The 18,561-nt window shown below is 68.8% G+C and carries 14 protein-coding genes; 9 read left to right on the top strand and 5 right to left on the bottom strand.

Annotation, left to right across the window (positions count from 1 at the left end; genetic code table 11):
• Positions 1-101 precede the first annotated feature (101 nt).
• Both CDO52_RS12295 and CDO52_RS12290 read right to left on the bottom strand, forming a co-directional pair.
• Entirely contained in the window at positions 102-305 is a 204-nt protein-coding gene (locus CDO52_RS12295) for a DUF397 domain-containing protein (protein ID WP_083919689.1), read from the bottom strand.
• A gap of 14 nt (positions 306-319) precedes the next feature.
• The gene (locus CDO52_RS12290; protein WP_017616944.1) at positions 320-1,171 is read right to left on the bottom strand and encodes a helix-turn-helix domain-containing protein; all 852 of its coding nucleotides are present in this window, start codon (positions 1,169-1,171) and stop codon (positions 320-322) included.
• A 245-nt stretch (positions 1,172-1,416) separates the two neighbouring features.
• Between CDO52_RS12290 and CDO52_RS12285 the strand changes: the two genes are divergently transcribed.
• The 3 genes from CDO52_RS12285 to CDO52_RS12275 all read left to right on the top strand — a co-directional run bounded on the left by CDO52_RS12285 (position 1,417) and on the right by CDO52_RS12275 (position 4,609).
• Entirely contained in the window at positions 1,417-1,941 is a 525-nt protein-coding gene (locus tag CDO52_RS12285) for an ATP-binding protein (RefSeq protein ID WP_157745547.1), read from the top strand.
• Entirely contained in the window at positions 1,938-3,140 is a 1,203-nt protein-coding gene (locus tag CDO52_RS12280) for an aminotransferase class III-fold pyridoxal phosphate-dependent enzyme (protein WP_083919692.1), read from the top strand. The genes CDO52_RS12285 and CDO52_RS12280 overlap by 4 nt, the downstream gene beginning before the upstream one ends.
• A 551-nt stretch (positions 3,141-3,691) precedes the next feature.
• Positions 3,692-4,609: an ArsR/SmtB family transcription factor gene (locus CDO52_RS12275; RefSeq protein WP_094932396.1), complete on the top strand. Its 918-nt coding sequence runs from the start codon at positions 3,692-3,694 to the stop codon at positions 4,607-4,609.
• Here the strand turns inward: CDO52_RS12275 and CDO52_RS12270 are convergent.
• Positions 4,558-6,087: a flavin-containing monooxygenase gene (locus tag CDO52_RS12270; RefSeq protein ID WP_017616947.1), complete on the bottom strand. Its 1,530-nt coding sequence runs from the start codon at positions 6,085-6,087 to the stop codon at positions 4,558-4,560. The genes CDO52_RS12275 and CDO52_RS12270 overlap by 52 nt on opposite strands.
• A 207-nt stretch (positions 6,088-6,294) precedes the next feature.
• On the opposite strand from CDO52_RS12270, the gene CDO52_RS12265 reads away from it, so the two are divergent.
• Positions 6,295-7,530 carry an endonuclease/exonuclease/phosphatase family protein gene (locus CDO52_RS12265; RefSeq protein WP_017616948.1) on the top strand — a complete coding sequence of 412 codons (1,236 nt, stop codon included), beginning with the start codon at positions 6,295-6,297 and terminating at the stop codon, positions 7,528-7,530.
• Between the two features lie 56 nt (positions 7,531-7,586).
• Here the strand turns inward: CDO52_RS12265 and CDO52_RS12260 are convergent, their stop codons facing one another.
• On the bottom strand, positions 7,587-7,889 hold the full coding sequence (locus tag CDO52_RS12260; protein ID WP_017616949.1) for a chorismate mutase: 303 nt from the start codon (positions 7,887-7,889) through the stop codon (positions 7,587-7,589).
• Between the two features lie 388 nt (positions 7,890-8,277).
• Between CDO52_RS12260 and CDO52_RS12255 the strand changes: the two genes are divergently transcribed.
• The 4 genes from CDO52_RS12255 (at position 8,278) to fxsT (ending at position 17,599) form a co-directional block, all read left to right on the top strand.
• Positions 8,278-9,714: an aldehyde dehydrogenase gene (locus CDO52_RS12255; protein ID WP_017616950.1), complete on the top strand. Its 1,437-nt coding sequence runs from the start codon at positions 8,278-8,280 to the stop codon at positions 9,712-9,714.
• A 359-nt stretch (positions 9,715-10,073) separates the two neighbouring features.
• On the top strand, positions 10,074-11,858 hold the full coding sequence (locus CDO52_RS12250) for a VMAP-C domain-containing protein (protein ID WP_026125449.1): 1,785 nt from the start codon (positions 10,074-10,076) through the stop codon (positions 11,856-11,858).
• A 33-nt stretch (positions 11,859-11,891) separates the two neighbouring features.
• Positions 11,892-13,028 carry an AAA family ATPase gene (locus CDO52_RS12245; protein WP_026125450.1) on the top strand — a complete coding sequence of 379 codons (1,137 nt, stop codon included), beginning with the start codon at positions 11,892-11,894 and terminating at the stop codon, positions 13,026-13,028.
• Between the two features lie 107 nt (positions 13,029-13,135).
• A complete protein-coding gene (fxsT, locus tag CDO52_RS12240) occupies positions 13,136-17,599 on the top strand; it encodes an FxSxx-COOH system tetratricopeptide repeat protein (RefSeq protein ID WP_232524447.1) in 4,464 nt (1,487 codons plus the stop codon).
• A 33-nt stretch (positions 17,600-17,632) separates the two neighbouring features.
• On the opposite strand, the gene CDO52_RS12235 is transcribed toward fxsT, so the two are convergent.
• Positions 17,633-17,917, bottom strand: a complete 285-nt coding sequence (locus tag CDO52_RS12235) for a DUF397 domain-containing protein (RefSeq protein WP_083919693.1) — start codon at positions 17,915-17,917, stop codon at positions 17,633-17,635.
• Between the two features lie 266 nt (positions 17,918-18,183).
• Between CDO52_RS12235 and CDO52_RS12230 the strand changes: the two genes are divergently transcribed.
• The gene (locus CDO52_RS12230) at positions 18,184-18,546 is read left to right on the top strand and encodes a CU044_2847 family protein (RefSeq protein WP_017616954.1); all 363 of its coding nucleotides are present in this window, start codon (positions 18,184-18,186) and stop codon (positions 18,544-18,546) included.
• Positions 18,547-18,561: the final 15 nt, after the last annotated feature.

The raw sequence follows: 18,561 nt of genomic DNA, 5'->3' as shown, positions 1-18,561 counted from the left end.
CGATGAAATCGCCCTCTGGATAGGGATCCGACCGCTTCCGGGCACGGGCTTCCGTGGTCGAGCAGTCTGTGCTAACGGCGCATCCCTGAAGAGTGCACCGGTCAGGCGCTGAACTCACCGGACTTGACGGCGCGAATGAATCTGGACCACTCAACGACAGGGAAGCGCTGGATCAACCCCACCGGACTCTTGGAGTCACGGACTGCCCGGCCTCCACACGACAGCGGAGCCACTTCGACACACTCACCTGGGTTGGAGTAGCTGCTCTTTTGGAACACCAGGTCAGTTAGGGTCTCGTGGCTCATGATGGGGGTGCTCTCTAGTCCGACTGATCGAGCATGGCGCGCAGGTAGGGGACGGTTTCGTGGGGGTGGAGCGCATCCAACTGAATCAGGTTGAAGAGGTCGCGGTAACCGGTCACTCGAGGTTTGTCTTCGATGTACAGCGCTTGGCCGTACAGCTCAAGGTAGACCACCGATAAGTCCAGTTCGTCCTCGTAGTCGAGGATGACGAACTTCTGACCGAGGCCATTGTGCAGACCAGCGGCTATGGGCACCAGCTGAATCGTGATGGTCTTAACTCCCGTGGCGAGACTCACAAGGTGTTGCACCTGATCCCGGAACACCGATCGGTCAGGGATGTGCAGTAGCGCCGATTCATCGAGGATGGCCCATAGCTTCGGGGGATTCGAGCGCTCGAAGATCTGGTGACGCCGCTGACGGCTCTCAACCAAGCGCTCGACCTCGGCGGGATCATCGCCCAGCTGCCTTCCGACAAGCGCACGGGTGTAGTCCGCCGTCTGAAGGAGACCGGGAACAACATCGCACTGGAACGTACTGATCCGACACGCTTCATTCTCGAAGCCCACGTAAGCCGCAGGCAGGTGCGGACTGTACTTCTCCCACCAACCACGCTCCCGCGCCTGCCGAACCAGGGTCTCGATGGCCTCACGACGCTTCGGGTCGGTCACCTCATAGAGATCTAGCATCGCGCGGATGTCGGTGAGGCTGATTCGCATCCAGTTCCCGGTCTCGAGGTTGGCGACCTTGCCGTGCGAACAATCAAGCCTCTTCGCGACGTCCTTCAGCGTCAGCCCTCGATCGTTGCGCAGCCTCCGCAACTCGCGTGACAGACGACGCTTACCCACAGTCGGAACGTACTTGGTAGCCACCGACGCCTCCTTCGACAGAGCAGGTCTTGATTCTAAAGCTCGCAGCCAGCTCTCTGAGCAATACAAGCACCTACGCGATTACCCAATCCGCTTGAAATCTCTTGAATCCAGAGTAGCGTGTTCCAACATCCAGCCGGACAAGAGGACGGCTGCCCCGACCGACTCTGTGGGTGATCCGAGTGTCCAACTCGCCCTGTCCCATGCCATCCGTGCTCCCGCTCGCGCCACACACCAACAGCCCCTCAGTGGCACGAGCCTTCCTCACCTCGTCTCTCATCCCGCTGGGGTGCTCCCAGGGCAGCGTCGACGATGCCAGGTTGATGGTCAGCGAGGCCGTCGCCAACGCCATCGAGCACGGCCGCGCCCCTATCCACCTGTCGGTGACCAGCAAATTCACTCGGGTGGAGGTCGAGGTGTACGACAGCGACCCAACGCACCTGGAGTTACCGCGATGCCCCGTTGACTACGTCGAAGGCGAGATCGTCGGCGACGACCTCGATTCATTCCTTGGGACGATCGATGAGGACATGGCTAGTGTCCGACTCTCCGAATCAGGACGCGGTCTCGACCTCATCAGCAACCTGTCGGACGGCCGCTGCGGTTGGCGTTCCCGGCCACCCGGAAAGGTCGTCTGGTTCAGTGCCCCCGTCCCCATAGACCCGGGACCGAGCGCGATCGAGCTTCGCATCGCCCGACCAGGATCAGAGTGGGCGTTCTCGCCCCTCGTGGACCAGTCGCTCCGCGCACAGATCCAGGAGGCCCTTCGATGAGCGCGGAACGCCTACCTCTACCGTCCCGCCGTAATCTGCGGAACAGCGGTCGAACGAGCGCTGCCCGCAAAGGCCGCGGCCCCGCTCTGGCGGGGGCCGCGGGGGCACGCCTGCTGGACGCGACGGCGGTCGATGACACCGCGATCTTCGGCTACGGCTGGGGCAAGGAGATCACCGAGCACCTGAGTGCGGACTTGCTGCTACCTCAACTGCCCGAGGGGTGGACGTACGCCGGAGCTTGCAAACTCGCCTCAACCCTGGCCGCCTTCATGGGCTGCGAAACGGGTCTGCTCGCTGAAAGCGGGATCTCCGCCCGTCGGGCAGCGCTGGCCATGGCATCCCACGGTGCGCAAGCTCGTCGCCTCCTACCCGGCTCGATCCTGCACCTGCACGGCTTCGACGGGGCAGACGCGAAGTTACGGGTCGCGACAATCCAGGGGGACATCTTCTCGACCAGCACGATCAGCACATCCTGCGGACCCACGCATTGGACCGATGCCGTCGAGGAGATGATTCACCGATCTGCCTGCAAAGTCTCGGCCATATCGCTGCGGCCACCGATCAGTCGCGCGCTTCCACTGGAGTTCTTGGAAGACGTCCGGAATATCTGTGACGATCTCAGCTTGGCCTGGGCCTGGGACGAATCCCAGATTGGGCTCGGGCGCACGGGCCGCGTCTACTGTCTTCACCACGCACAGAACGCCCGGGTCAGGCCGGATCTCCTTGTTATCGGAGACAGTCTGGCAGCTGGCTACGCCCCCATCGGAGCCATCATCGCGCGGCACAGTCCTTACGGACGTACGTCTTCTTACATCCCCCAGCCTCCATCACCAATGGCGTCTTCCATCGCCGCATACACGGTGTATTCGCTCATCAATCACGGCACCTTGGCTGCCATCGACGCATGGGGCGCCGGTCTTGCCGATCGGCTACGAGACGGACTCAGCGGCACCTCCCATGTCGTCCGTCAGCTCGGTCTCGGCGTCGCTATCGAGCTTCACGGATCCGGGAAACAGGCCTCGGATGCCCCCGCTGCGGCAGTCGCCTACCGTGCGGCTAACGCACGGCTGCGTCTCGGGGCAACATCAGACCTCTCGTCCGTCGTCCTCACCCCGCCCTTTAACTGCCGATCGGATGAGTACGCCCTTCTCGCCGCACTAACGGTCCAGGCGATACGCGCTGGTTCTCAGCAGGAATGAGGGACCAGCCGACCAACCGACTCGGCGGCGCGGCCTTTCCGTCAGGGAAGACAACAGGTGCAAGTGCCGGATGGTCGGCTGTTCCTGAAGTAGGACACGACAGAGCCGCAGGTAAACGCGCGTCGGACACCACAGCAGACGTGGGGTGGGTGGGCCCGCCAGCAGACAGCAACCACTGAGGCGGGACGGTGGAGATACTTGGGAAAGATCCTCCCCTGTTCTTTTCCTTCATTCGTCGCTGATGCCTAACGGCAGTGCTCACTCCTTCCCCTGCTCGTCTGGCTACCCGGCCGCGACTAGGTGAGCGCAGGCCAGAACGTCGGAGTTGCGCTGCCTTCGACCAAGAATCCGTGACCGATTACGGACAGGCATACTGCGAGTCGCATGAGTAAGCTGACCACTGCATCGCCGAAGTTCCGGTCGTCGGGAGGCGGGCACAGTAGCCCGGGACTCACGGGGCAACGGGGTGATTGGGGTAGATCGCGGTGCTGCATGTCCATTTCAACGGGGAGCATCCGGAGCGGATCCGTTGTGCGGCGGAGCCCGATCCGATGTGGGAGGTCTTGCTGAGTCTGCACATGCTGCAGCTGCACCATGCGGGGGCGCGGCACGATCAGTGGCGGTTGCGGGTGCGGGAGCGGATGAGCGGTCATATGTGGCGGCTGGCCGAGCTGGCGCCGCCGCGGGGGTATTCGCCGGACTTCCTGACGCCGGTGTGCGGCGGGGGCGGTCTTGAGGAGGGGCTGAATTCGCTGGTGTCCACTCCTCCCGCGTACGTGCGCCGTGACCTGGGCATCCTCGCCATGCAGCAGCGCCTGTCCGCCCCCGTACGCTCCCTCGCACGTGGGGAGGGGCGCATGCTCCCGCAGCTGGCGGACACCGTGCGGGGCTACTTCGATCTCGCGCTGGCTCCCGAGTGGGAGGACATCGAGGGCACGGTGCGCCAACGCCTGAGCGGCCGCATTCCCGAGCAGATCGCTCCGGCGCAGGCGGCCGGTGTTCCGCCGCCGCTGCGGGCCGCCGCGCGGTGGCGCGGTCCGGTGCTGGAGGTCTCCTATCCGCTGGAGCGGCACCTCCACCTCGAGGGGCGTGACCTTCACCTGATCCCCTCGTTCTTCTGTCGGCGCTACCCCATCGCCTTCCAGGACCCGGGGCTCCCACCTGTGCTCGTCTACCCGGTGCTGGACTGCCTGGACTTCCCCCATGGCCAGCAGCTTGACACCGTGCGGAGGAAGGCCTTGGAGAAGCTGCTGGGCGGTACCCGGGCCGCTGTCCTGCAGACGATCGCCGCCAACACCTACTCAACGTCTGAGCTGGCCGAACGGCTCGGGATCTCGCCGGCCTCGGCCAGCGAGCACGCCACCGTCCTGCGCGCCTCCGGCCTCACCCACAGCCGCCGCGACCGCAACGCCATCCGTCATGAGCTGACCGAGTTGGGGTCGCGGCTGTTGCTCGGGGATCCGGAGTAGGGCGACTGGAGCACTTCGCCGGTGTAGTCGCGGGGGTCGAGTCTGCGGGTGCGCTGGCGGTAGCGCCACGTGAAGCCGGGCCAGTTGACGGTCTGGGCGCCCGATGCGGTGACATACCAGCTGTCGCAGCCCGTGGCCCAGACACCGCGCTTCAGGCGCTTGCGGATACGGCGGACGAAGCGGGCCTGGGCGTCGGGGCGGACTTCGAGGGTGCGGCGGCCGGGGGCGCTGAGGCGGCGGACCGCGTCCATCACGTGGTGGATCTGGCTCTCCAGCATGTAGATGATCGAGTTGTGCCCGAGGTTGGTGTTGGGCCCGTACAGCAGGAAGAAGTTGGGGAACCCCGCTACGGTGATGCCCAGGTGGGCCTCGGCGCCGTCGCGCCAGGCCGTGGTGAGGTCCAGCCCGTTGCGGCCGGTGACGCGCATGGGGGCGAGGAAGTCGGTCGCGGTGAAGCCCGTGCCGTAGATGAGCACGTCCGCACGGTGGTGGGTGCCGTCGGCGGTGACCACGCCGTCGGGTTCGATCCCGCGCACGGACTGGTCGACGAGTTCGACGTTGGGGCGCGCGAGCGCCGCGTAGAAGTCGTTGGACAGCAGGATGCGCTTGCAGCCCATGGTGTAGTCGGGCACCAGCCGCGCGCGCAGGTCGGGGTCGGTGACGCGTTGGCGCAGTTGGCGTAGGAATGCGGCGCGCATGGGGCCCATGAGGGAAGGTAGGTACTGGAACGCCACGACCTTGCTCTCGAAGCGCAGGTAGGTGGCGGCCCGGCTCGTCCGCAGGAGCAGGGGGTGCCGGGCGAAGCGGGCGCGTTCGGCCTGGCTGTAGGGACGGTCGTCCTTGGGCAGGACGTAGGCGGGGCTGCGCTGGAAGAGGCGCAGGCGCCCGGCCCGTTCGGCGATCCGCGGCACGAACTGGATCGCACTCGCGCCGGTTCCCACGACGGCAACATCCTTGCCGTCCAGGTCGGTGTCGTGGTTCCAGCGTGCGGAGTGGAAGGACTCCCCCGCGAAGGCCGCTCGGCCCGGGATGTCCGGATAGGCGGGGCGCTGGAGTTGCCCGCAGGCCGAGATGACGACGTCGAACTCCTCCGACGCGCCCGACGCCATGGTCAGCCGCCACGTCCGCGCAGCGTCGTCGAACGCCGCTGCGGTGATCTCGGTACCGAAGCGTATGTGCGGCACGACGTCGAAGTCCCGGGCGCACCGCTCCAGGTAGTCGAGGATCTCCCGCTGGTCGGCGTAGCTGCGCGTCCACGCGGGGTTGGGCGCGAAGGAGAAGGAGTAGAGGTGGGAGGGCACGTCGCAGGCCGCGCCGGGGTAGGTGTTGTCGCGCCAGACGCCCCCGATGCCGTCGCCGCGTTCGAAGACGGTGAACGACGTGATCCCGGCGCGCCGCAGGCGGATGGCCATGCAGATGCCGCCGAAGCCCGCTCCGATGATGGCGATCCGCGGCGATGAGGGTGGCGGGGACGACACTTTCCGACCCCCTTGTTCGGTGGCCCGTCAGCTGAAGTCACCGACGCTAACACCTGACCGGAACCCCTGGGGTTATGGGTATGACGGAATTGCGGCGCGATGTCAGCCGAATGTTCATCGCGGTGATGTCCCGTTGATCGTCAGGGTTTGGCACGCTTATCTGCGACGTGCCCGTTGTGAGATATCGGCATTGATGGAAGGCGCTCCATGATCCCCCGGCACCGGTTCCCCACCGCTCTGGCAGCGACCGCTCTGCTCACCCTGTCCACGCTGTCCGCCATCCCCGCGACGGCGGACACGACCAAGCGGGCGGAGGGGTCCGGCGTCCGGTTCGCCACGTTCAACGCGTCGCTGCACCGGTCGGCCGAGGGCGAACTGATCGAGGACCTGTCGACCGGCGACGACGGGCAGGCGCGGGCGGTCGCCGAGATCATCCAGCGCAACCGTCCCGATGTGCTGCTGGTCAACGAGTTCGACCACGACGCTGATGGGCGCGCGGCCGAGTTGTTCCAGGACAATTACCTGGCGGTGGGGCAGAACGGCGCCGAGCCGATCACCTACCCCTACCGCTACACCGCACCGAGCAACACCGGCGTCCCCTCCGAGTTCGACCTGGACAACAACGGCGAGGCCGTCACCGAACCCGGCGCCCCCGGCTACGGCGAGGACGCCTTCGGGTTCGGCCAGTACCCGGGGCAGTACGGGACGGTCGTCTACTCCGCCTACCCCATCGACACCGGGGCCGCGCGCACGTTCCAGGAGTTCCGCTGGGCGGACATGCCCGGGGCCCATCTGCCGACCGATCCGGAGACCGGCGAGGGCTTCTACTCCGAGGAGGAGCTGGAGGTGCTGCGCCTGTCCTCGAAGAGCCACTGGGACCTGCCGGTACGCCTCGGCAGAGGGAGGACCGTGCACCTGCTCGCGTCACACCCGACGCCGCCCGCCTTCGACGGGCCGGAGCGGCGAAATGCTCTTCGGAACAGCGATGAGACCCGGTTCTGGGCCGACTACGTGACACCGCGCAGGGGCGGCTACATCTACGACGACAAGGGCGCACGCGGCGGGCTGAAGCCCGGGGCGCGGTTCGTCGTCGTCGGTGACCTGAACGCCGACCCGAACGACAGCGCGGGGCCCGAGGGAGGCATCACCGACCTGCTGGGCGCTCCCCTGGTGAACGACAGGGTCGCACCGGCCAGCGCGGGTGCCGTCGAGGCCGCCGAACTCCAGGGCGGCGCCAACGACGACCACACGGGCGACCCTGCCCTGGACACCGCCGACTTCAACGACAAGGCACCGGGCAACCTGCGCGTCGACTACGTCCTGCCGTCGCGCGGGCTCCCCGTGCGCGACACCGCCGTCTACTGGCCGACCACCGACGACCCGATGTCGCGAGTGACCGGCGCCGCGTCGGACCACCGGCTGGTCTGGCTGGACATCCGCTGAGCCACCGCCGCCCCGTCCCCGGCCCGGAGGGCAGGGCCGGGGACGCATGCGGCGGCTCAGGTGCGCTGTGCCGACCGGGCGTGCGCGGCCTCCCTCTCGGCCGCGTCCAGTCCGGCCTCGATGACCTCGGACATGATGCGGGCGAGCCGCGCCTCGCCCAGTCGGGGCGCGTGCACGGCCATGGCGGCGACGAGGGCCCGTTCGCGCTTCGGGTCACGGCCGGCAAAGCCGCCGACGGGCTTGAGCCGCTGGACGTGGGCGGCGAGCAGGGCACGGCGTTCCAGCAGGCGTGCGAGCTCCGCGTCGACCTCGTCGATGCGGCCGCGGAGGTCGTCGATGGTGGTGGCGCTTTCGGTCATCGCATTCGTTCCTTCTGTCGCGTCGACGCGGCCGGTGGTCCACTGGCTCGCGCGACGCGCGGGAACGGGGCGGAGCCGACCGCTGGGAAAAGAAAAAGAGCGGAAGGCGTCTGCCTTCTCGCTCTTCAGCCGGCTCAGAACCCGTCGACCGCTTACGTCGTAGCGGCCGGCTGCTCTGGAGCCGGCGTGCTAAACGCGCAATAGCGGTGGGTCATGGCGGTCATCCTAGCGCCTCCGCGCCGGTGCCGCGCGGATCAGCGGCGCCCCTGCCCCCACCACGGCGGTTGATATAACGCGTTCTTGTTTGATGAAACCCCCTAGAAATAGGCAATTTATGACATCACACTGAAACGTGCTCTGCATACATCCGCAGGGGTTGGGAGGCCACATGCGCAAGCACGACCGGCTCTACATCGGCGGGGAGTGGGTGGAGCCCGCCGGGACCGGAACGATCGATGTGGTGTCGCCGCACACCGAGGAGGCCATCGGGCAGGCCCCCGAGGGCACAGCCGCCGACATGGACCGCGCCGTGGCCGCCGCCCGCGCGGCGTTCGACCACGGCCCCTGGCCGCGTATGGCGCCCGGGGAGCGAGCGGCGGTCCTCACCCGGCTGGCCGAGCTCTACGAGGCGCGCCTCGACGAGGTCGCCGGACTGGTCACCGCCGAGATGGGCTGCCCGCTGACCCTGTCGAACCTCGCCCAGGCGTCCCTGCCACAGCGCACGCTCGCCTACTTCGGCGGCCTCGCCGACGACGTCACCTGGGAGGAGACCCGCGAAGGGCTCCTCGGGCCGACGCGCGTCGTCAGCGAACCGGTGGGGGTGGTCGCCGCGATCACCCCGTGGAACGTCCCGCAGCTTCTCATCATCGCCAAGGTCGCCCCGGCGCTGCTCGCCGGATGCACGGTGGTGGTCAAGCCCGCGCCGGAGACCGCGCTCGACCCCTACGTCCTCGCCGAGCTCGCCGAGGAGGCGGGTGTCCCCGCCGGTGTGCTCAACATCGTCGCGGCCGACCGCGCGGTCGGGGAGCACCTCGTCACCCACCCCGGGGTGGACCACGTCGCGTTCACCGGCTCCACCGCCGCAGGACGGCGCATCGCGACCCTGTGCGGCGAGCGGCTGCGCGGGTGCGGCCTGGAGCTCGGTGGAAAGTCCGCGGCGATCCTGCTCCCGGACGCGGACCTGACCGCCTACACCGGCATGCTGACGCTGACCGCGCTCCTCAACAACGGCGAGGCCTGCGTCGCGCAGGCGCGGGTCCTGGCGCCGCGCGAGCGCTACACCGAGGTCGTCGACGCCCTTGCCGCGCGCCTGGCCGAGCTCTCCGTCGGCGACCCGGCGGACCCGTCCACCGACATCGGACCGCTGGTCTCGCCCGCCCAGCGGGAGCGGGTGGAGGGCTACATCGACCTGGGTCGCGCCGAGGGCGCGCGGCTCGTCGCGGGCGGGGGCCGTCCGGCGTCCGCACAGCGGGGGTACTACGTCGAGCCCACCCTCTTCGCCGACGTCGACAACCGCATGCGCATCGCCCGCGAGGAGATCTTCGGCCCGGTCCTCACGGTGATCCCCTACGACGACGAGCGCCATGCGGTCGACCTCGCCAACGACAGCGAGTACGGCCTGGCCGGGTCGGTGTGGACCGCCGACCCGGAGCACGGCATCGCCGTCGCCCGCCGGATCCACACCGGCAGCTGCGGGGTGAACATGTACAACATCGACGTCAACACGCCCTTCGGCGGGCGCAAGTCCAGCGGCCTGGGATACGAGTACGGGCCGGAGGGCCTGCGGGAGTACCTGGAGTTCAAGTCGATCGCGACAATGGGGTGAGGCCGGGCTAGGGGCGCCGACCGCCCCGCATCCGATCGCGACCCTCCCGACCGAGCGTCTCCCCTGGCTGGCACGGTGTGCGTCGTCGCACCGTGCCAGAGTCGTGTCGACCCTTCTACGCTTCTGCGTTTATCGGCCTGACCACACTGGAAGGCTGGTAGCCGTATACATACATAGAGTATTCATCGTGACTTAGGGAACATAAAGAGCCAACCGAATTTCAGCGATCCGTCTCACGCAGCCCCCCACGTACAACCGAAGAAAGAGGCCGCGCCACGGTGGCATCTCCTTCGACGCCCCGTTCCACCGAGGGCCCGCCCCCTCCGACCCCCCGTTCCCCAACGTGGCAGGTCAGGATCATGACTCCCGACGGCCTGGTGGCCGGAGGCGGGGTCCTCGTTCCCGGAAACAGGGTCTTGACCTGCGTACATGTCGTCAACGTCGCACTGCGCAGAGGAAACGATCCCGCCCCGCCGGGACCGGATGAACCCATATCCGTCGACACCCCGCACCATCCCGGGTACCGGCCGGTGGCCGCCCATGTCGTCGGCGACACGTGGGACGCGGGCCGTGACACCACCCTGCTCCGGCTCGACGAGGACCCCCGGGACTACGAGCACCCCGCCGCCTGGCTCGCCGCGCGCATGGAGGAGGTCGCGGAGTCGGGGTCCCCGCGCCGCGTGGTCGTGCGCGGCTACCCCAGCGGAGTGCCCGAGGGTCTGCTGGCCGGTGCGGAGGTCGTCGGCTACGGAGGCGGCATCCCCGGCCGCGCGCAGCTCAACGTCGTCGACCCGACGGTCAGTGTCGAGCAGGGGTTCAGCGGCTGCGGCGTGCGGGACACCACCGACGGCTCGGTGATCGGGATCGTCACCACCGCGCGGTTCGACGCCGCGCACCCGCACCAGAGCCGGGTCGCCTTCATGGAGCCGCTGGAATGGGTCACCGCACTCCGGCCGCTCCTGGTCGACGAGGAGTTCGAGGCGGTCAAGACGTTCCTGCTCGCCCTGCGGTTCGAGGCCGTCAGCGCCGCCTACGTCGCGGCCACCCGGCACCGGGGCCCGGAGCGCGCCGACTTCACCTCGGCGTGGGACGCGTTCGTCCGGCTGCGCCAGTTCACCCCCGGTCCCGACGACCTCCCCTGCGAGATCGTCTACCTCGCGGAGATCGCCAAGATGGGGTTTGCCGATGCCCGCGCCCTGCAGGGCTATGTGGAGAGCCGGCCCCCCTGGTACGTGCCGCGGGACGCGCTGGTCCGGGTCTCGAACGAGCCGAGCACGCCCGCACCGACCGGAGGCTCCCTCATCATCGCGGCCGAGCCCATCCCGGGCGAACCCGGCACCATCCCGCGTTACACCCTTTCCCACTGGCTGGATGACGGGCGTACCATCACCAACAGGGGATCCCACCGGATCACCGAGGACACCCTGCGCGAAACGGTGCTGCAGATGGTGGAGGACGCCGAAGCTCAGCTGCCGGTCTGGGATTCACCGGCCTCCGCAGGGCTGCGCCTGGAGTTCATCCTTCCCTTTCCGCTCCTGACCCAGCAAATCGCACAATGGCGACTTCCCTCCCCTTTCACCGGCGAAGGGGAACGGATCGGCGCAACTTATGAAATCGTCGTCCACTCGGCCGAGCGTTTCACCGAGAAACGGTTGGCCCGAGCCCGCCGCAAACTCGGCGAACGCTGGCGCAGGCTCGCCGACAACGACGAAGGAATCGTCCACCGCATCCCGCCGCGCCCCGCGTCCCCGGACGATCCGCCGCTCGCCGATCGGCTCGCCAACCCGGGGATCGCACTGTGCGCACTGGGGGCGCCGCCGCGCGAACGCGACGGCACACTGCAGCTCTACCACGCCATCGAGGCCGGACTACCTGCGATTATCTGGCTGGATGTGGCCGATGAGGACGCCACCCGACGTTTCCATGGCCGAATAGAATCCTTTACCAGGCGGAACGGTGAAGCGATCTCCCTTGACGATGTCGCCTCCCTCTCCCGCTACGTGCGTTCATGGCGCACGCGCAATACAATCGGCGGGCAGGACAACGGCGAAGGCTACGACCCCTACGACATAAACATCATATTGGACGATATGTCGCACATCCGACGACTGTTCCATATAGGAATCCTCTCCACGCCCGAATAACACGAGGTCGACGACGACAAGGATGGTCTTCCGATGGCCTCTTCCCCGACGTCCGACCCCGGGAAATCCCCCGGTCACCATGCTTCGGGCGGCAATGGTGCCGTGCCGTCGTGGTGGATCTACCGGGGGACGGGCCGACCGGCCACCTACGCGACGAACCTGGCGGAGCGGCTCCCCGGTCCCCCGCCGTGGCGCCGCTTCGACGGTGGCCCCGACCAACCCGACCCGCCGACCGACGACGAGGAGACCGCGCGCGTCCTCGGCGTCACGACCGCTCTGGCCGGTCAGCCGCTGACCGACCACGAGACGGCGGTGGTCGAGGCGGTCAACACCGCGCTGCTCCTGCGCCGCCCGCTTCTCGTCACTGGGGCGCCCGGGGTCGGCAAGTCCAGCCTCGCCTACCACGTGAGCCGCGAGCTGGGCTTGGGGCGCGTGCTGCGCTGGCCCATCACCAGCCGCAGCACCCTGCGCTCGGGACTCTACGAGTACGATCCCATCGCCCGCATCCACGACATCTCGGCCGACGCCGCGGCGGCACCGGACGACCAACCGCCGCCTGAGCGGCCCATCGGCGACTACCTGAGCCTCGGCCCTCTGGGGACCGCTTTGCTTCCGCACCGGCTCCCCCGCGTCCTGGTGATCGACGAGTTCGACAAGGGCGACATCGACCTCGCCAACGACCTGCTCGACGTCCTGGAGTACGGCCGCTACCGGATCCCCGAGCTCGTCCGGCTCCGCTCCTCCCAGGAGTACATCACTGTTCCCACCGACGACCCCGGACGGACGGCGACGGTGCACGAGGGCGAGGTGCGCTGCCACGAGTTCCCGTTCATCGTCATCACCAGCAATGGTGAGCGCCCCCTGCCCCCCGCCTTCCTCCGCCGCTGTCTCCCCGTCCACCTGGAGCGCCCATCGGAAGGGCGGCTCGCCGACATCGTCTGCGCCCACTTCATCGACCGGGAGCGCGCCCAGGACCGCCAACTCATCCAGGACTTCCTCCGGCGGAGCCAGGAAGTCAACGGGCTGTCGATCGACCAGCTACTGAACTCGGTCCATCTCGTTAGTTCCGATGTCCGCGCCCATGCAACATCCTTGGACCCGAACGCCTGGAACCGGATATTGAACCTGGTCTGGCGCCGTCTGACGGAAACGGAGGCGGGCCTCGAGTGACCGGGAGCAGGGGTCGCGACCGGCCGGAGGCCGAGGGGTCGGCGGCATCGCCGTCCCCAGGTGAGTCATTTCCGCAGTCCACGGCCTCATTACCGACGTGGTGGGAAGTGGGCGACGCGCTGTGGCTCGCCGCGCACCGCTACCACGCGCCGGAGCCGCCGGACACCGAACCGGCCGAGGCCCCCGACGAACCTGGTGGCCAGGCACAGGTCGAACCGCCGGACGAAGCACTCGGCGACTCCTCCCCCGAGGCGGACGACGCGGCACCGGAGACACCGGCACAGGATCCGCGCGACGCGTCCCCCGACCCTCCGGATCACCTTGCCGACCCCGAGGCGGACCCTGAGTCCCCCGACGGCGACGCGGAGGGCTCCGAGCCGTCTCCGGGCCATCCCCATACGCCCGTCGGCGCCGCCCCCGAGCGGGCGGGCGGCCCGCTGATCGGCGACCGCGTATCGATGGTCCGCGCACTGCGGTGGTTCCGGCGCCACCACGAGTCGGACACCGGCACCCTGGTGGACGAGGACGCCACCGCGGCGCACTACGCCGAGCGGTCGCTGGCCCGCCGCGGCGTCCGGCGCGCACGGCCCGCACCGCTGCTGCCGGAGTTCCTGCCCGAGCGGGAGGTCGCCGACGGCCTCACCCTGCTGGTCGACGACAGCCTGTCCATGGTCGTCCAGGAGCCGCTCGTTCGGGAGTTCATCGAGCTGCTCACGCCGCTGAACGTGTTCCGCCGGATCCGGGTCTGCTACTTCGACTCCGGCAAGACGCACGTGGACGACTTCCCCTTGCGGACGACCGGGGGCCCCGCGCCGGACCCCGACCGCCTCGTGGACGGCCGCTCCCCCGAATCCCGCATCCTGCTGGTGCTCACCGACGGCGTCGGCGACGGCTGGCACACCGGAGCGATCGACACGTGGCTCGCCCGCTGGGGCGCGAAGGGGCCGGTGGGCGTGGCCCACCTGCTCGACCGGACGGTGTGGCCGTCGACCGGCATGTCCCCGGAGCGCGTCAAGCTGCGGGCGCCCTGGCCGCCCGGTGACGCGCTGGCACCCAACTCCACGTACCGGATCCGACCGTTCTCCGCATGGCCGCCCGTCGAGGTCGACGCCCCACAGGACGACGCGGTCCCCATCCCGGTCTTCCCCCTGGAAGCCGACGAGGTCGGGCGCTGGGCCCGCTTCGTCGCGGGCCGCCAGGCCCCGCCGGAATATCCGGCGACCGCGCTGCTCACCAGCCCGGACTTCCAAGCGCCCAGCGGCGCCGACGACGCGTGGGGCATCGGTTCGCTCCCCGATCCGGCGGCCGGGGAGTCGGAGGTCCCCCAGGACCTCGCAGCCCATCGTCGCGTCGAGACGTTCCGGGCCATCGCCTCACCGGCCGCGTTCCGGCTGGCGGTGCACCTGGCGGCGGTGCCGCTCAACCTGTCGACGATCCGGTTGATCCAGGAGCGCTTCGACCCCCGGGCGCGCCCCTCCGACCTGACGGAGGTGCTGTGCTCCGGTCTGATCCATCGCAGCGAGGACGCCCCCTCCATCGACCGCGGCGACCGCGTGACCCTCGAATTCCACCCCGGTGTGCGGGAACTGCTGCTGGCGGTGGGCGGGCAGCGCCACGAGATCCAGGAACTCCTGACGGCCATCGCCGGGCACTACCGGACCACCATCCCCTGGTTCGCCGACCTGGAGCGACTGCTGCTGGGCGACGCCCCCGACCTACGGCTGCCCGAGGTGTCCGGAGACACGGCCCCCTTCGCCCACGCCGTCTACGCGGCGATGCGGGCACTGCCCGGGCCAATTCGGCAGGCCGCCGAAGAGTGGAAAGGCCCCGAGCAGGCGACGGGGCCTCCGCACACCGCGCCCACATCCACACTGGCCGGGTTCGGCCAAAGCCAACCCGGTTCCGACGCAGCCAGCCGTGAAACGCTGAAGGGCAGAGACGTGAACCTCGACGAGTTCCAGACGGCCGACTCTCCCGCGTATCCCCAGCGGGCAGGGCTGGTCCCACCTGTGCCCGACGGAGACAGCATGCACATGGCGCAGCAGACGGTTCCGCGGGGGCAGCACACCCGCCCGGCCGTATGGGGGCAGGTTCCGCCGCGGAACATGAGCTTCGTCGGCCGCGAGCCGCTCCTGGCCGAGTTGGGCCGACGGCTGCAGGAGGGCACTGCCATGGTGCTGCCGCAGACCGTCCCGCAGGCGCTCCAGGGCATGGGCGGTGTCGGAAAGACACAGCTCGCCACGGAGTACGCCTGGCGCCACCGGTCCCACTACGACCTGGTGTGGTGGATCCCCGCCGACACCCCGGCCCAGGTCCAGCAGTCGCTCATCGAGCTCGCGCCGAAGCTGGGGATCGGCACGGTCGGCGACCCCGCGGCCACGGTCCGCACCGTACTGGAGGCGCTGCGCTCGGGCCGTCCGGTGAGTGACTGGCTGCTGGTCTACGACAACGCCACCGCGCCCGCCGACATCCGCCCGCTGATCCCCACCGGCGGCCCGGGCCACGTGGTGGTCACCTCCCGGTCCCCCGAATGGCGCACCGCGGGCGGCAACCTGTTGCAGGTCGACACCTTCGAGCGGGAGGAGAGCACCGAGCTGCTGCTCAAGCGCGGCCCGGAGGCGCTCACCGCCGAGGAGGCCGACCGCATCGCCGAGCGGCTCGGCGACCTGCCCCTGGCGGTGGAGCAGACCGCGGTGTGGCTGTACGAGACGCTGATGCCCGCCGAGGAGTGGCTGGAGCTCTTCGACGTGAAGGCCGACCAGCTGCTGGCCAACGTGGCGCCGAGCCCGGACTACCCCTGGTCGGTCGCGGCGACGATGAACATGACGCTGGAGCGGCTGCGGGAGTCCAACCCCGGCGCGCTGCAGCTGCTGCAGGTCTGCGCGTTCCTCGCACCGCAGCCGATCCCGCGTCGGCTGTTCAACGGTGCGCGCAACGTCGAGGCGCCGGAGTACCTGACGGAGATCCTCGCCGACCCCGCGATCAAGCTGGGCCGTGCGCTGCGCACCATCGACCGCTACGCCCTGGCCAAGATGGACCACCGCAACACCACGTTCCAGCTGCACCGGCTGGTGCAGGAGACGTTGAAGCTGCCGCTGGACTCCGAGGAGCGCGACCGCTTCCGGCACTGCGCCCACCTGCTGCTGGCCAACCTCAACCCGGGCGACCCGCTCTCTCCGGGAGACTGGCCGCGGTATGTGGAGCTGCTGCCGCACGTGTGGGAGACCCGGCAGTGGGACTGCCGCAGCGACTGGGCCCGGGACCTGGCTCTCCACGAGGTGCTGTTCCTCTTCCAATGGGGCAGGTTGACCGAGGCCGAGGCGCTGGTTCGCCGCCTGCTCGACCTGTGGCCCGACAAACTCGGGCCGGAGGATCCGCACACGCTGCGCGCCGAGATGCGCTACGCGCAGATCGCCGCGGAGGCCGGGAGGTTCGACGAGGCCTACGAGCGCCGGAAGGAGCTGGTCGAGACGTTGATCCGGCTGCGGGGCACCGATGATGAGGAGACCCTGGAGTCGCGCGGCCTCCTCTCCTTGGATCTGCGGAACCTGGGGCAGTACCGTCGCGCGGTCAAGGTGAGTGCGGATGTGCTCGACCGACAACAGCGCGCCTTCGGCCGCGACGATCCGCTCACCCTGCAGTCCGCCCACGTGCACGCTGTCGGTCTCCGGTTGACCGGCCAGTTCACCGAGTCGATAGAGATCAACCAGTACAACTTCCAGCGTCGCAGCGAGATGCTGGGGCCGGAGCACGTGCAGACGCTGGCCAGCCGCTCGGCGCACGCTCAGGGACTCATGGAGTCGGGGCGCTACTGGGAGGCCGAGCGGGAGATGGACGAGCTCTATCTCACCACGCAGCGCGCCTTTCCCTCCGACCACACATTGCGGCTGTCCACCATGATGGCGCTGTCGGCGCTCAAGCGCCGGACGGGGCGTCTGCAGGAAGCGCTCGCCCTGTCCGGGGAGGCCTATGAGATGCTGCGGACGAAGTTGGGGGGCGACACCCAGGAGACGACGCGTGCCGCGGCCAACCACGCGGTGTCGCTGCGGGCGGTCGGCGATCACGACGGCGCCCTGTCCCTGTCGCGGGAGGCCCGCGACCGCTATCGCGCCCTGTACGGCACCGACCACCCCCTCTACGCCGCCACGTCGGTCAACCACGCCGTCACGCTGCGCCTCCTCGGTCGGTTGGAGGAGGCTCGGACGGTCGATGAGGAGGCGCTGGCGGTGAACACCGACCGTCTCGGCGAGGAGCACCCGTGGACCCTCGCGAACGCGGTCAACCTCGCCAGCGACCTGTTCGCGGCGGGCAACGCGGCGGCGGCGTTGGACCTGGACACGGCGTCTCTGGAACGCGCGCAGCGGATTCTGGGGGAAGACCACCCGCTGACCCTGGCCGTGCGACGCAATCGGGTGCTGGATCGCATGGCCGTGGAGGACACCGCTCTTGCCGAGGAGCGGGCCGACGTGGTCGAGCGCTACCGGGCGATGTTCGGCCCGGCGCATCCCGCCACGCGGTCGGCGGAGGAGAACGTACGTGCCAACTGCGACCTCTTCCTGCCCCTGCTCTGAGTCGTCCGGAGCCGGGGAGGCCGCGGGGCTCGCTCAGTCCACGCCGTCGAATTCTCCGCGTCGGAGACCGGAGAGGAATGCCTGCCAGGTTCCGGCGTCGATACCGATCACCGTTCCACGCGGGTCGGTCGAGTCACGGACCAGGACGGTGGACCCGGAGGGCCGGGTGACTTCCAGGCAGCCCTCGCCCTGGTTGCTGTAGCTGGACTTCCACCAGGCACGGACGGGCGGCCGATGCCCCGGCCGTCCCGGCCCCGACGCGCACGCACTCTCTCCTCTCCCGGCCCCTTCGCTTACCACCGCTGAATCGGTGCTCATTTGTACCTCACGACCATGATTCGGTGGCCAGACCCCGGTACGGGTAGACGCGAACGGTACACAAGTCTTCTCATGACAAATATCCCGACATGCCGCAACGGGGGTTATATCCCCGTTGTACCGGATTCCATGTAGACCAGATGCGGACATTTGTCTTACGTCGCCCGGATTCGACGCGCACCTTTGGTTTCCCCGCCTCCGCTACGCGGGAGGGACATGACGGCACGACGGAAATCGATGGTGCTACGGCGAGAAAGGCGGGATCGATGGCGGAGATCGTTCGGTTCGACGACGGGCACGGTGCCACGGTGCAGATCGAGACGGCGGAGAGCTCCCCCGTGATGCGCGATGTCGCCGGCGGTGATGTCTTCCGCGCGGCGGAGCAGCGCTTCGACGTCGTGGTCGACAAGGTCCGCGACATCTCCGAGCGCATCTCGCGGCGGCTGTCGACCCTGGACGCCAGCCCCAACGAGGTCAGCGTCGAACTGGGCATCAGTGTCAACGGCTCGGCCGACGTCTTCATCGCCAAGGCCGCGAGTGAGGGCAGCCTCAAGGTCAAGATGACCTGGTGGCGGGGGCGCAGACCGGTCGACGATGGCGACGACGACGCCGCGGACGCCCCCGAGTGACCGCCGCTGAGCCCG

The sequence above is a fragment of the Nocardiopsis gilva YIM 90087 genome (assembly GCF_002263495.1).
GTDB lineage: Bacteria > Actinomycetota > Actinomycetes > Streptosporangiales > Streptosporangiaceae > Nocardiopsis_C > Nocardiopsis_C gilva.
This window is presented reverse-complemented; position numbering and strand designations above follow the sequence as displayed.

Excerpts from the sequence above, each read along its gene's own strand:
- CDO52_RS12295 (WP_083919689.1), bottom strand. The coding sequence starts at position 305 with ATGAGCCACGAGACCCTAACTGACCTGGTGTTCCAAAAGAGCAGCTAC.
- CDO52_RS12280 (WP_083919692.1), top strand. The coding sequence starts at position 1,938 with ATGAGCGCGGAACGCCTACCTCTACCGTCCCGCCGTAATCTGCGGAAC.
- CDO52_RS12275 (WP_094932396.1), top strand. The coding sequence starts at position 3,692 with ATGTGGGAGGTCTTGCTGAGTCTGCACATGCTGCAGCTGCACCATGCG.
- CDO52_RS12265 (WP_017616948.1), top strand. The coding sequence starts at position 6,295 with ATGATCCCCCGGCACCGGTTCCCCACCGCTCTGGCAGCGACCGCTCTG.
- CDO52_RS12260 (WP_017616949.1), bottom strand. The coding sequence starts at position 7,889 with ATGACCGAAAGCGCCACCACCATCGACGACCTCCGCGGCCGCATCGAC.
- CDO52_RS12255 (WP_017616950.1), top strand. The coding sequence starts at position 8,278 with ATGCGCAAGCACGACCGGCTCTACATCGGCGGGGAGTGGGTGGAGCCC.
- CDO52_RS12250 (WP_026125449.1), top strand. The coding sequence starts at position 10,074 with ATGACTCCCGACGGCCTGGTGGCCGGAGGCGGGGTCCTCGTTCCCGGA.
- CDO52_RS12245 (WP_026125450.1), top strand. The coding sequence starts at position 11,892 with ATGGCCTCTTCCCCGACGTCCGACCCCGGGAAATCCCCCGGTCACCAT.
- CDO52_RS12235 (WP_083919693.1), bottom strand. The coding sequence starts at position 17,917 with ATGAGCACCGATTCAGCGGTGGTAAGCGAAGGGGCCGGGAGAGGAGAG.
- CDO52_RS12230 (WP_017616954.1), top strand. The coding sequence starts at position 18,184 with ATGGCGGAGATCGTTCGGTTCGACGACGGGCACGGTGCCACGGTGCAG.